Annotated in this window: 16 protein-coding genes; 4 read left to right on the top strand and 12 right to left on the bottom strand. The window is 33.5% G+C overall.

The features are described 5' to 3' along the window. Positions 1 to 168 precede the first annotated feature (168 nt). On the top strand, positions 169 to 939 hold the full coding sequence (locus ACKPCA_RS06025) for a LytR/AlgR family response regulator transcription factor (RefSeq protein WP_218186217.1): 771 nt from the start codon (positions 169 to 171) through the stop codon (positions 937 to 939). Positions 940 to 1,174: 235 nt separating this feature from the next. On the opposite strand, the gene ACKPCA_RS06020 is transcribed toward ACKPCA_RS06025, so the two are convergent. Next, on the bottom strand, positions 1,175 to 1,615 hold the full coding sequence (locus tag ACKPCA_RS06020; protein ID WP_321281906.1) for a hypothetical protein: 441 nt from the start codon (positions 1,613 to 1,615) through the stop codon (positions 1,175 to 1,177). Between the two features lie 319 nt (positions 1,616 to 1,934). On the opposite strand from ACKPCA_RS06020, the gene ACKPCA_RS06015 reads away from it, so the two are divergent. Then, positions 1,935 to 2,405, top strand: coding sequence for an RNA methyltransferase (locus ACKPCA_RS06015; protein WP_321281905.1), 471 nt, complete (start codon positions 1,935 to 1,937; stop codon positions 2,403 to 2,405). A gap of 85 nt (positions 2,406 to 2,490) precedes the next feature. On the opposite strand, the gene ACKPCA_RS06010 is transcribed toward ACKPCA_RS06015, so the two are convergent. The 4 genes from ACKPCA_RS06010 to ACKPCA_RS05995 form a co-directional block, all read right to left on the bottom strand. Next, entirely contained in the window at positions 2,491 to 3,081 is a 591-nt protein-coding gene (locus ACKPCA_RS06010; RefSeq protein WP_321281904.1) for a hypothetical protein, read from the bottom strand. A 308-nt stretch (positions 3,082 to 3,389) separates the two neighbouring features. Next, positions 3,390 to 4,349 (bottom strand): energy transducer TonB, encoded by a 960-nt coding sequence (locus ACKPCA_RS06005; RefSeq protein WP_321281903.1) that lies wholly within the window; start codon positions 4,347 to 4,349, stop codon positions 3,390 to 3,392. 259 nt (positions 4,350 to 4,608) lie between these two features. Further along, on the bottom strand, positions 4,609 to 4,701 hold the full coding sequence (locus ACKPCA_RS06000; protein ID WP_407660176.1) for a helix-turn-helix domain-containing protein: 93 nt from the start codon (positions 4,699 to 4,701) through the stop codon (positions 4,609 to 4,611). Between the two features lie 144 nt (positions 4,702 to 4,845). Further along, positions 4,846 to 5,490: a hypothetical protein gene (locus ACKPCA_RS05995; protein ID WP_054723021.1), complete on the bottom strand. Its 645-nt coding sequence runs from the start codon at positions 5,488 to 5,490 to the stop codon at positions 4,846 to 4,848. 783 nt (positions 5,491 to 6,273) lie between these two features. Here ACKPCA_RS05995 and ACKPCA_RS05990 point away from each other — a divergent pair. Next, positions 6,274 to 6,852, top strand: a complete 579-nt coding sequence (locus ACKPCA_RS05990) for a hypothetical protein (RefSeq protein ID WP_321281902.1) — start codon at positions 6,274 to 6,276, stop codon at positions 6,850 to 6,852. Positions 6,853 to 6,889: 37 nt separating this feature from the next. On the opposite strand, the gene ACKPCA_RS05985 is transcribed toward ACKPCA_RS05990, so the two are convergent. The 7 genes from ACKPCA_RS05985 to ACKPCA_RS05955 form a co-directional block, all read right to left on the bottom strand. After that, positions 6,890 to 7,342, bottom strand: coding sequence for a hypothetical protein (locus tag ACKPCA_RS05985; protein ID WP_054723025.1), 453 nt, complete (start codon positions 7,340 to 7,342; stop codon positions 6,890 to 6,892). A gap of 52 nt (positions 7,343 to 7,394) precedes the next feature. Next, entirely contained in the window at positions 7,395 to 7,862 is a 468-nt protein-coding gene (locus tag ACKPCA_RS05980) for a hypothetical protein (protein ID WP_054723027.1), read from the bottom strand. 252 nt (positions 7,863 to 8,114) lie between these two features. After that, a complete protein-coding gene (locus ACKPCA_RS05975; RefSeq protein WP_321281901.1) occupies positions 8,115 to 8,702 on the bottom strand; it encodes a hypothetical protein in 588 nt (195 codons plus the stop codon). A gap of 132 nt (positions 8,703 to 8,834) precedes the next feature. Next, complete coding sequence (locus ACKPCA_RS05970) at positions 8,835 to 9,320, bottom strand: hypothetical protein (RefSeq protein ID WP_321281900.1); 486 nt, start codon at positions 9,318 to 9,320, stop codon at positions 8,835 to 8,837. Positions 9,321 to 9,328: 8 nt separating this feature from the next. Further along, positions 9,329 to 9,700, bottom strand: coding sequence for a hypothetical protein (locus ACKPCA_RS05965; protein ID WP_321281899.1), 372 nt, complete (start codon positions 9,698 to 9,700; stop codon positions 9,329 to 9,331). Positions 9,701 to 9,719: 19 nt separating this feature from the next. After that, positions 9,720 to 10,901 carry a tetratricopeptide repeat protein gene (locus ACKPCA_RS05960; protein WP_321281898.1) on the bottom strand — a complete coding sequence of 394 codons (1,182 nt, stop codon included), beginning with the start codon at positions 10,899 to 10,901 and terminating at the stop codon, positions 9,720 to 9,722. A 24-nt stretch (positions 10,902 to 10,925) separates the two neighbouring features. After that, positions 10,926 to 11,915, bottom strand: a complete 990-nt coding sequence (locus ACKPCA_RS05955; protein ID WP_321281897.1) for a hypothetical protein — start codon at positions 11,913 to 11,915, stop codon at positions 10,926 to 10,928. Positions 11,916 to 12,161: 246 nt separating this feature from the next. Between ACKPCA_RS05955 and ACKPCA_RS05950 the strand changes: the two genes are divergently transcribed. After that, on the top strand, positions 12,162 to 12,914 hold the full coding sequence (locus ACKPCA_RS05950; RefSeq protein WP_321281896.1) for a hypothetical protein: 753 nt from the start codon (positions 12,162 to 12,164) through the stop codon (positions 12,912 to 12,914). Positions 12,915 to 12,939 lie beyond the last annotated feature (25 nt).

Below are 12,939 nucleotides of genomic sequence, written 5' to 3'. Positions count from 1 at the left end.
GATTGTTCACATACAATTTTTACATTAATGTGTTCACGAGCTCGGCTTCGCTACGGTTCCCTTACAAGGGAAAAACTAAATTTGAAAAAGCTATGTGAGATTCATCTGTAACTAATCAATATAGTTTTCATATTTGTGTATAAAGAGAGTCGTAAAAAGCAAGAGGAGATGATGGAAGTAGTAATCATAGAGGATGAACAATTGGCAGCACGTGAGTTGGAGAAGATGCTTTTGAGCTTGCGCCCAAATCAAGTTCAAATTACAGCACGTTTAGAGAATGTTATGGATGCTGTGAAGTATTTATCTTCACACAGACCTGATTTGATCTTTATGGATATTCATTTGGGCGATGGCAATAGTTTTGGCATTTTCGATAAAGTAAGTGTTGATAGCCCTTTGATATTTACGACTGCTTACGATCAGTATGCCATACAGGCCTTTAAGCAAAACAGTGTGGATTACTTGCTAAAGCCTATTGATCCGGATGATTTGGAAATGGCATTGCAAAAATTCGAAAAGAGATATCAAAACAAGGAAACTGTAGATTTGTCTTCACTGCAGCAATCTTTAAACCATTTGGTGGCAGGAAATGCATACCAGGAACGATTCATGGTAAGTCGTGGCGATCGATTGTGTTCTCTTGAGGTGGATAAAATCGCCTATTTTATGGCCGATGGCAAATCGCTCTATCTTTTTGGTTTCGATGGGCACCGTTATTTGTGTGATGGTACCTTGTCTTCTTTAGAGGGCAAGTTGGATCCCAAAAGATTCTTTCGCATCAACCGAAAGTTTATGGTGAGTTATGCTTCCATTATCGACATGCATTATTATTCGAAAACAAGAATCAAACTCAATTTGAAACCCGATCAGGCCGAATGTATGGATGCCATTGTAAGCCAGGATCGATGCAATGATTTCAAGAAGTGGTTGAATGACTGATATGTGTAGCTGTTACTTCATCCTGCAAAGCAAGAGAGTAGTTTGTAATTAATTGTTTTATATAGAATTCCAGGGAATTACATATTTCAAACTCAAAAGACAACTACTCTGCATAAACTTGTTAGGTTCTATAAAAGCATTACAGGGTTTCTTACTAGAATAAGTATATTTTATTGGATTTCAATCAATCGACTTCATATATAGTTTATCTCGCCAATTCATTGAATTGACCCATTTACTCATCATCACCACGCATTAAATCAATCATATTAGAAAGTGCTTTCATCGATTTTAAAACAGATTCTTCAGTTTTTTGATGATACTCTTCGTTTGCAATATTTTTTAACTCCTCTAATTTGACTTTATCGATCTTTCTTTTTTTGCTAATGCCTTTTTTTAGCTGCTTGATTCTATTTATTTCCTTTTCCTCATTCGCTTGTTTTCCTTCTGCAGTTTGAATTTTTTCTAATTTTCTTTTAGAAGCCATTTCACTAGTAATCTCTTTTAATCTGGCTTTTTTTCGTCTTGCTTCCAGTCTAGTTTTCATCTCCATCAGCTGAAGCGCATTGTAGTCTGAAACACACTTGTTTGCAAATTCCTCAGGAGATAAACCTAATTCAATATTAGCCTTAATCTGTTCATAATATCTAAAAAGAATCTTAGCATTTCTATCCATTATATCTATTTATATGATTATTTAACATTAATAAAATGCTCTTGGGCATATGAGCATTGTAAAAGTATAAAAATCGGCGATATATATGAAGATGATGTTAGTTAATTTACAGGGCAATTGTATTTAGAAATATTTTCGCTCATATCAGCAGGTGAGTTTTATGCTAAAAGCTATGCAAGAAAGCTAAATATGCTTTACAGATAATAAATACAAGCTTCCATTAGGTTCAGTCCAATAAGTTGTTGTAATAATGAAATGCGATTGTGCTGAGCCATTCACTGATAAACAACTATATTTGCAGCCTCAATTCGAAAGACAGATGATAGATACACTAGAACAAGGATTTTTTGGCATAGGAATACAGAATGGAAAAACACCTGAGAATTTAGGAGTGTTGTGGAGATCGGCACAGAATATGGGGGCTAGTTTTATTTTTACCGTTGGCAAACGCTATGCAAAACAGGCCTGCGATACACACAAGGCCACAGGAGCCATGCCGTATTTTCATTACGACAATTTCGATGACTTTTATGCGCACCTGCCAAAGGGAGCTGTTCTGGTAGGAGTGGAGCTGGATGAAAAAGCCGTGAACCTGGAAGAGTTCAAACATCCACGTCGTTGTGTTTACCTTTTGGGTGCCGAAGACAATGGCTTAACCAAAACTGCCATTGAAAAATCGCATCACCTGGTAAAATTCGACACACGCCTAAGCGTAAATGTTTCGGTTGCTGGTAGCATCATCATGTACGACAGAAACCTGAAAGCCAAGTTTGGGCAGATGATGTATTAGATTGGTAGCTATCTTTTGACAAAATGCTGAGCATATTGGAGATGCTTAGCATTTTTACAGGAAATCTCAACCCATTGCTTATTAATTAGAAGATCTCTTGCAGTAATTTCTCATCCAGAAGGATAGAAGATTGTATGTGGAAATCTTTCTCATCAATATTGATCATTTCCATAGCCAATTCTTTATGAATAAGCTTGCCATCTCGTATACCTGTGTAATCGAGATAGGAGCTAAATTCCCAATCATCCAATGAATTGCATAGTCCAGCCAGAACTGGATTTTGATGAATGTAGTGAAAGCAGTTATCTAATAGATAATCATTATCGGGAACGTCATTTAAGCATTTTGCTTTGGTTTTGTGTGCAAATAGGTTGCCTCTTCTTCCAATCGCTTTATTTATAGCTCTAGAATAAGAACTTAGTAAGGTGCCAATGTTTTTCGAAAGCATTTGAGTACTTACTCTATGAGACTCATCTATATTATTGCAAGAATTCTGATTGGCTACTAGAAGAATATGAAAATGATTGGGCATTAAGCACCAAGCTAGGATTTCAGCATTCGGAAGGATCAACTTCTTTATTTTATTGAGAAAGTAGAGGTAATTATCTCTCGAATGAAATAGTTTTTCATTGCTTCTGTTGTAGATGTGATACGTTTTACCCTCTTCAAAATGCATGATTAAATATTATAATGTTTACATGTCTAGCATCTTGGAGATGCTTGACATGTTCTGTTGCTTATTATTATTCAGTCCTTGAATCTATTTAGTGAAGTTAATAAAATATTTATGAATTGGTAAGTGAAGAATTAGCATCAAAAGTGCACTTTTACGAAGGTCAATTCCATTACATGTCTAGCATCATAGAGATGCTTGACATATTATCAGAAAGCTTAGCTTATAAGGCTACTTTACTAAGTAGCCTTATAAGCTTTCATAACCTAATATTTTTCACCTGAAAGTAAAATACAATCAGATTCTGTTTGTTAATCAAATATTATCGGATGTGTCTGCATTACATTTACAGCTGTGCCACTTTGCTCGCCAGGGATCCAATCTGGCATCGATTTTATTAGTTTTAGCGCAACTTCATCGGCCAGGGGAGTCAAGCCTCGAACAACTTTAGGATTAATAACTTTTCCATGGCAATTAACGGTAAAGCTTACAAATACTCTTCCTTTGACTTCAGAGGAATGTACTTTTAGGGATTTTTTTAAAGCTTCGGTACCACCTTTATATTCCGGCATCTTTTGAACCAACATAAAAGCCATTTCTCCACAATCGGATTCAAGATCACTGATTTCATCTTCTTGAGATACTGTTTCCTCTGTAGTTTCATTGTCTTCAACAATTGAAACAACTTCAAACTGCTCATCATTTTTGTGATATTCAAAATCACTCAGGCTAATTGATTCTTTTTTATTGGAGGATGGTTTTACAATATAGCCATGCCACATAATAAGTGAAATGGCTTTATAAATAGGTTCATCTTTTTTATCATCTGGGATAATAGATTTTAAGGTCCCAATTAATAATGTCGACGAAAGTTCATCTGTTATGCTAGGATTCTTAGAAAGATAATTAACATGACTCAATAATTGATAATAAGTTGATGTTGTATCGTTTTTTGTATTATTTAAATGATATGATTTTTGCATACACTGTTTAAGCAAATCGAAATCTAAATAACCTGATTTAAGGTATCCACTTTTAGAAAGAATAGAGTCGATTTCCTGTTTCTTTTGTTCAAATTTTTCAATGTTCATTTTAGATACAAATCCTGTATACTGATCAAAAGCATCTAATAAATAATTCACATTTTTATTAGCCTTTGCTAAGTGTTTGTTTATACATTTTAAAGCAGCTTTCTCTGCTTTTTTTTCATTCTGAGAAAAACTTGTGAAACAAGATGATATCAAAAACAATAGGATAATTAGATTCTTCATTTTTATTATTTAGAGATATTGGTTCCTTATTTTAAATCGTATTACATAAAATAAAAGTTCAAATTTATCAAAAATGAACATATATGGATTACAAAATTGTAAATCAAGGGTGAAAAATGAATAATTAACTAAAAGTTTAAATATGTGGCATAGGAGTTAATGCAGTATTATGAATTTGGGCTATAAGGGCGTTAATGTTCTATTATATGTCTAGCATCTTGGAGATGCTTGACATGTTCATTCAGAAAGCCAGGTTAATTCAACTTCCCCTCCGAAAATCAAGCGGCCTTAGCCCAAATTGCTTCTTGAAAGCCGTAGAAAAGTGCGAAGCATTCTCATAGCCGCATTTCAGACCGACTTCGGCGATATTTAACTCAGATTTGACTAAAATGATGCGTGAGTAGCAGACAAGAAAAGAGGCCTCACTTTCCTTTCAAGCTTGAAGCCTCTTTCAAATTTGGTAATGATATAAGGGGATAAAAAACTCCATTTAAAACTATTCGATTGGCTCCAAAACGACACGAACCACATTCGATTTCTTGCCCACCTTTTGTCCGTTGTAAATGTAGTAGGCGTAATATTCTCTTATTTCTGTTTCCTTGGCGTTGATTCTGGCGCGGGTATCGTCGAATTGAGAAAGATTTACGGTGGTCTCGAAATTGTATTCTCCATCGTTAATTTTGGAGTAGAGCTTTATGCCGTGCATTGGTCTTTTCTGATAAGTGATGCGAGGCACACCCGCTATTGTTTTTACATTAAGGTTTGGGCGTTTGTTGTTGCTCTCTTCGGTCTTTTTTTCATTCAACAAACCCAAAGTTCTTTTTACATCTTCAGGAACAGATGAGTTCTCATCAATTTCTTTTTTGTAAGCTCTCAATTGTCTTTCGCTATCATTTTTGCTGTTAACGAATTCGATACGATCATTGTGAGCGGTTTTGATAGAGTCATTTTTCCGCTTTCTTAAATCCTCTACCGCTTGAAGTTTGGCAATTAAGGCTTCCGTTGATTCTTTGGGCAGAATGCCTTGTTCGACATAGGCTGGTGCCTTTTCAATAAAATTTCCCGATCGTTCGGAATAACCTTCTTCAGTTGAAGAAATGTAACTTTTAACCGTTGTAATGGTTGTTAGAATAAAATTCATAATGTATTCTTTTTAATTCGTAAATATTAAGTTGGGCGTCAATATTAAAGCTAGGAAACTTAACAAGGAAAAACACGAAAAAATATATTTTTTTGATCAATAGGTTTGGAGGGCCAGTATTTTAGCGACTTTCCAAATAAATAATTTCTTGATTTATGGGGAATTTTCTGGCGAAATTTCATTTACAAATTCTAGATTTTAATTTAGTTAAATAGTGATAAAGCGAAAAATAAGGGATGTACAAGAATTTAATCTTATAAAATGAGTTTATAAATCCTAGAAAAACAATCAGTAAGGTGCTAAATGTAGAAAATTTGTAAAAAGTAAGGTTTGATTGTATAATAAAACTTATGAATATATTAGGCGTGTTCGAAAAATTGCTGTTCGCCGCGAATAGCATGCAAATAGAGGACTTGTATATTCTAGCTGATTCATTTGCCTTGTAAATAGAAAATTAAAGTTTTTCAATGGTTTAGAGTTTGTAATCAACTCACGACAGTTTGTAAACAGCTCACAAGAGTTTGTTTTCAGCCCAGAACAATTGGTTTTCGATCCAATACTCTTTCTCTTTGGCTTAAATGAGTTTGTTTTTTCTTCACGACAAACTCTAAACGAATCAGGAGAGTTTCTCGTGGGCTGACAACAAACTCTATTTTTCCAAATTCAACTGTTTTGACATTAAATTTGATGGTTTTGCCAGGTAGGAAATTGAATTTTAGGGCATAAGGATGGGAGAGAACATGCTAAGCATATTTATCATTGTTTTTTTGTTAGATTAGTATCATGAAAAAGTTTTTAACCCTCTTATTACTCATATTGATTGCAAGCATACTAGGTGGAGTATATGGAATGCTTCACGATCAAATCACTTACACCATATCAGAAGAGTATTACACCAAATTCAAGTTTATACAGTTTGGAATTGATAGTTGGGGATTGGGAAATAATATTGGAACCGATTTACAACCTGAGATCATATTGAGAAACCCTCGTTTTGGTGTTGGTATAGTTGGCGTATTGGCTACATGGTGGGTCGGACTGTTTATTGGAATCATTCTTGGTTTTGTTGGTTTGATTCACAAGAATGCCTCTCAAATGTTTAGGGTCACAATAAAATCATTGGCATTGACGCTGCTTATTGCACTTGCAGTAGGATGTATGGGTTTACTATATGGACATTTCGTTCTAATTGATAACATACCCAATTGGCATTATCCAGGAAATTTAATCGATATGGATCATTTTATCATGGTTGGATCCATGCACAATTTCAGTTATTTAGGAGGCTTTATTGGACTTGCGGCTGCTATTGTATATAGTATTCGAAAAGCTAAAACGCAAAATATAAGTTTGGGTAGGTAGAGACAAGAGATTCCATGCTGAAAGGTATTATTGAACTTTATTTAATAATATCCCTATGCCTTTCCGATTTGTATGAGTGGCATTTCACCGTAGAATTATTAAAAACCGTATCAAGTTTAGAGTCTAAATTTAATCTATACACACTTGAATTCGATCTTGCTACTATTAATTCATGCGCATCACCAATTTTCATTTTTAAACCAGAAATTGTTCCAACCATTTCTTGATGAATCCCATGAAACACGGTGTCATTGTGTCGGTATTTGAAATATATTACATCTTTGCTGGTAGTGATTCCTTTTCTTTGATTTGGTCTTAATTTCTCAATGAAAGCAATGGTCTTAAAAGAATCATTCTGTAATAATTCTTTGTTTTTTTTGTGGTTAAAGTGGATAAATACGAATATGGGAGAAAATATTGCCAATAAAATAAAAGCAAGCTTTACTCTGTTCTTTACACTGAACTCTTTGTTACTTTTCTTTTTTCCCATTTTTTATTTTGTGATGATTTACCGAACCAGCGTATAGTTTATTGAAAAAGGGTTATTCTATATGTTTTTTATAATCGGATAATGGAAATGCCCACGGTACTCCCAAATCATCTTCTAAATCATCATAGAGACCAATTCCTACATCGGGTCTTATGATTAGGTTTTCCAGCTTGTCTGAATTTTTGGCCAATCTTACATCACCATTTTCCTTTTTTAGCAAGAAATAAAGTTTGTAGGTAGGACCGATATCATGAATGCCAGCTTCTATTTGCAAGCAAGGATTCTTATGGACATCTTCAATGAACTGGGCCATTAAATTTACAGTTTCTTTCACCTGTTCTACAAGTAATTCAATTTTATAGGCTGTATTATTCTTATCCCGTATTGTAGCCAAATAGAAATCATGTTTTGTGCTTTCTATGTGTAGTTTTCTTCCGGTTTCATCAATCCAAGTACCACACCAGCTCTTGGGTATTGATTTTCTATTTCTAGGTGAAAAGATATTCAGCTTGAGTTTCATGTGTTAATACAGCAATTATTTATGTTTTCCGATCAAATCTACAAAACAAAGCTTGTTTGGCAAAAGGTATTTGGAAAGGATAGAGGTTGACATCTGAACTTGATGTATTGGCTTACGAAATAAAAATTTGGGCAAGTAGAAGCAGGGGAGAACATGCTTAGCATATTTCTCGTTGAAAAGTTTGTGCTGAATGTTGGTTTATATCACACGAATGTATTTCATCGAACTTTGTTTCGTGCGGTAAATGGCAATTTAAACACCCATATCTACAATCTTCCAGGTATTTTTAATTTTTCTCAGCTTAATAATGGTGTTATTTTTCCAGAAGTATTTTTCATCTCCATTTAAACTATAGTATTCTATTTCAAGATGGCAGTTCTTTTGATCTGAGAAGACACATTTGTTGATTCTAATTCCATCAATCATTTCCTGTCCACCAATCCATTTATAGTTGTTGTCAAAACCACAATCAATATCCTCGTAGGCAAAAATATCTTCGAAAGCTAAAAACTCTTCTTTTGTAATCTTTTTAAGATTCTCTTCGCAATTTTTATAGCTGGCTATTTCAGTAGTAATTAGATCCTCCGAGAAATGATGTATCCTAAGATTTGCTATATACCTGGTAAGATCTAAACATACAACATCATTGCTGTCTATTATGAATATTGGCCTATTCTCTTCGTTTTCCTCATATCTGGTTGAATGAATGTACCATTCAAAGAAATCATTTAAAGTCTGTTCTACCAAAAGACCATCCGTTTTGCGTTCTTGGGCATGAACTTTTAAGAATGAAGATAAAATCAAGAATGCTATAATTAGGGTGTGTATTTTTTTCATCATGTTTAATTCATTACATCTTATGAATACAGCAATTGTTTATGTTTTCCGATCAAATCTACAAAACAAAGCTTGTTTGACAAAAGATATTTAAAGAGGATAGATGTGTTGATGTTAGGTGGCGTTTGTACCTATTTAAAATATTCGTAATTCAAGAACCCAATACGATAAAACAACAATTAATCCAATGATTGTTGAAATTAATTTGTTTGTATTGGAAATTTTAAGCTCAATGAAATGGTTTGAGTTAGCAACTTGAATTAATACATATATAAGCCCTAATAAAAGTATACCTAAAATAATTGCAAGAACTTCTTTTTGCGTAAGAACTAGGATAAATGGTACAAGTACCAATCCAATTATAACAATGATTAATATCCAATTGGAAAGCCATTTTAATTTTTCATTTTTAAGCCCAAATAATCCTGCAATTATCAATGTAGACCAAAGTATGATTAATCCATACGCATCCTCTTTATATTTGAAAAAATCAACAAGTCCACCATATAAATTGTCATGAATACTTGGAAGTCGCTTTAATTGATAAAGTTCACGAGTTAGTAAAGTAATTCCTACAATGATTTCAAGTACAGGTAAATATTTGAAAATTCTTTTTATCATTTTAAGTTTCAATACGATTTGAATTCTGCGTCAAACAAAAGGGTATTAGTCTTTATTTCTATTTTATTCAATTTTTCAATGGGATATCCATTTGTATAATAACCGAACGTTTCTGAAATAAAATCACTTGACTCAAACTTGTAGTCAATTTGATAATCTCCATCCACCTTAGCGATATTGGTCATGTCGCAATCATATTTTTTAGTTTCCCCGGGCAATAAAGAAATGTAATGCTTGCTTTCATATCCATTTGGGACAATTCTAAGAGAATCTATTCTATCATTGGTTCGATTGGTAATTTCGAACTTTGCAATGTTCTTGTTTTCGCATGAACATGTTAATGCGATTATAAATCCAATTGCTAATATTCTATGTATCATATTCGAATATGAATAATTACTAATTCATCTCCTTTGTATAAGAGTCAATAATCTCGAACACACGATGATTGGCTTCAAACACTTTTTTGAACACCTCTTTTGACTTCTCAAAGTTCAGCTTGGCATTGCTAAAATCTTCTTTGTCGTATTGAATTACTGCGGTATAGAAATACAAGTTTCCATCCACCTTTGGGTCTTGCTGGTAATTTTTGTGTTGTTGCGTAAGAAAGGCAAGAAGCTCATCTTCTTTTTGATTGTTCCAATAGATATTCATTAAATCCTGGTAGATGGTTGGATTTCCTGGGGCCACCAGGAAAAATTGATTGGTTCGTTCCTTGTATTCTTCCTTTTTAAGGGACAATTCCAATTCCAATAAGGGTCTTAGGGTATAGTAATCAAGAGGCTGGATTTGATCCGCTTGTTTGTAAAAATCAATGGCCTTTTCGTAATCTTCAATTTCTCGATACATTACGGCGATCATACGTGCTGCATCAACCTTGTAGTTTGGGTATTCGTACAAATTCATTGCTTTTTTAGCACTCTCAATGCCTTTGTCTCTCTGATCGGTATACAAATAAGCATAAGCAAGATTGTAATGACTTGATGGATAATCATTGCGTAGTTCGATAGACTTCTCAAAGAAAGGAATAGAAGATTTGAACTCTTTATTCATAAGGTAAGCATAGCCAATTCCATAAGTCGACCAATAATCATAGATACCATTCTTATAAGCAGCTAAATAATTCCTTTTAAATTGGTCAATCAAAAGAGAATCTGGTTGCAACCAACTGCCTTGATATTTCAAATGTACTTCGTGATAATAATAGCCGAGTTCCTTTTTTAATTTATAGTTGTTTGGATACTTCTTTATCAGGTTGATTAAAACAGAATCGGCTGAAAATCGAAACATCGCAAAATTTCCTGCCTTGCCTCTTATGTCCAAAATATCTTCATCTGGTTTCAAATCGGTCAATGCAAACATTTGATGCATTATGCTGGTCGCAAAATAGTTTAGAAACAAATTGGTTTTGGCAATGGCGATTTCAGGTTTTTCGTTATTCGGATCAGCATTGTTAAGGACTTGATATGCTGACTCATATTTCTTTGTTTCTATCAGTTTATTGGCTTTTTCAAGAGCATTGTCTTGTGCAAAAGACAAAGAGAAATTAAAGATCAAAAATAGGCTTAGAATGCGTTTCATGCTATTGGTTTTAGTAGTTCACTTTTATTTTAATTTCTTAACAAATCCATAGGTTGGGACAGGAGTCTTACCATCAGGCATTTGGCTGAATGCCTTGTATAAAATGTAATCCTTGTCTTGATCAATGCCTTTAAACATTTTGCCAATTAAGCTATGGAGTTTATTGTTTTCAAGCTTGGTGCTAATCGTATCTTTTAAGTCAATGGTGGTTAGGTATTCGATCATAGGATAGAATCCTTCTTGAACTCCCTGAGGATGTATTGTTAGAATTTGTGGTTTAGATTCAATTTCATTAATCGTCAAAGGGAAAGTGTATTGCTCATTTATTTTACCAATGATTTCTTCCTGCAAACTTTTCATTTGATCTTCATTTTGATATTGCCAGAATTGGTTTGCAGGTTTTGCAATAAGTGAGCACAAGAACATTGAATTTGCCGCATCAACTAAATGTCCTTTTTCCAATTCTTCCTTTGAAATGCTGTACAGTTCAGGAGCTGTTTGTCCATTAATTTTGTACTGACCGAACTGAAGGATATTTAATTTCCATCCTTCAGGAGATTTTCCGTAAATGTTTGTTATAATAAACTCATTAAGTTCATTTTTCGGAATAAGAAGAGAAACAAACATTTCTTTGTTCAGGGCCTTATATTGTATGATGTAGTCATTTGGGTCGTTTAAACCTGAAACAACCGTGTTTCCAATGTTTGTAGTAGTATTTTTAACCTGAAATTGATTTAAGATTCTGTAATCCGTGCTTGTAATGATATTACTTGCCTGTAGAATTAACTGGTCAATATTATCACCACTTTCTTCTAAAAGCTCTTTAGCCATTATCGATTTAATAAGAGCTGGATTATTGGTAGTTACAGCTTTTAATACTTTCTCATCTAGTTTCCTAATTTCATTTCGTACACTCGATTCGATATTTTCGTCTTTCCAAGTTCTATGGGTTCCAAGATTACAACTCTGAGTTATAAATGCTATTAAGACTGTTAAAAGAATTAGCTTTTTCATAGGTGTTAGGTTAATGATTGGAAGTTATGTCAATGTATCTTATTCTACTGTTTTTAAAATTAATAAAGTATCATAAAGATCAGTTAAGATAACTTTAAAGAATAATTCCAAATAAAATATCATAGTATTATAGTTGTGATAGTTAGTGCGATAAATTTTTCTGTGCGAGAAATTATAGTAATTAATTCTCGATAGAATATTTGGTATATTTAATATCTTTGGTAAACTGAATATTCAATATCACACATGAAACACCTGCCCATTTTACTCATCCTTCTTTTGTTTGGATGCCAGCCAAGCTCCAACATTCAAAAGCAGATTGAACTACAAGAAAGTTTGATTGATAACAAGTACCATTTACTGTTGGTTGATTTTCATATGAAGTATACTGTGAATCCTGTAAAATACATGGGATTGTATGATTATGTGGAGGGCTTAAAACAGCGCTTTGATGCACTTGAAAAAGAACTGTTGTTTACCGATGGATATGGTGAGAAAAGCAAGGAAATTGTATTCAATTATTATAAGATGGTAGAATCAGGTCTTACTCATGGATACCTGGAGGATGAGTTTAAGAAATGTAAATCTTGCATTAATGATATTCTACTGGGGAAGTCAGGTAATATGCAGGAAAGAAAAATGACTGTTCTCTTCCTGAAAACCTTTCATACTACTTTTATTGAAAATGTAATTGAAGAAGAGACTTGGGGAGATTTTAAGTTTAATCTTATTCGTCCTATAATAGTTTCTGATAGAAATAAACTTAAAATGGGTGAAACATATGAAGCTAGAATCTTTTTAACGGCTGTAGATACGACCAAACATCCGATTTATAAAATAGAGGATGCTTTGGTTGAATATGGTTTAGAAGGAGAAGGGATTGTTCGATTCAAAACCAATAAAAGAGGAGTTCAGAAATGGGGTGGTAGTGTAATTTGGCAAAAAGAGGATGGAATAGAATTAGAGCTGGATTTTGAACAAACTTATATCGTGGAATAAGATTTAACCTGAAACAAGAATTAAA

Origin of the sequence: Marinifilum fragile, from assembly GCF_963677365.1 — a bacterium.
Lineage (GTDB): Bacteria > Bacteroidota > Bacteroidia > Bacteroidales > Marinifilaceae > Marinifilum > Marinifilum fragile.
The sequence above is the reverse complement of the archived record's forward strand: the minus strand, read 5'-3'. Positions and strand labels throughout refer to the sequence as shown.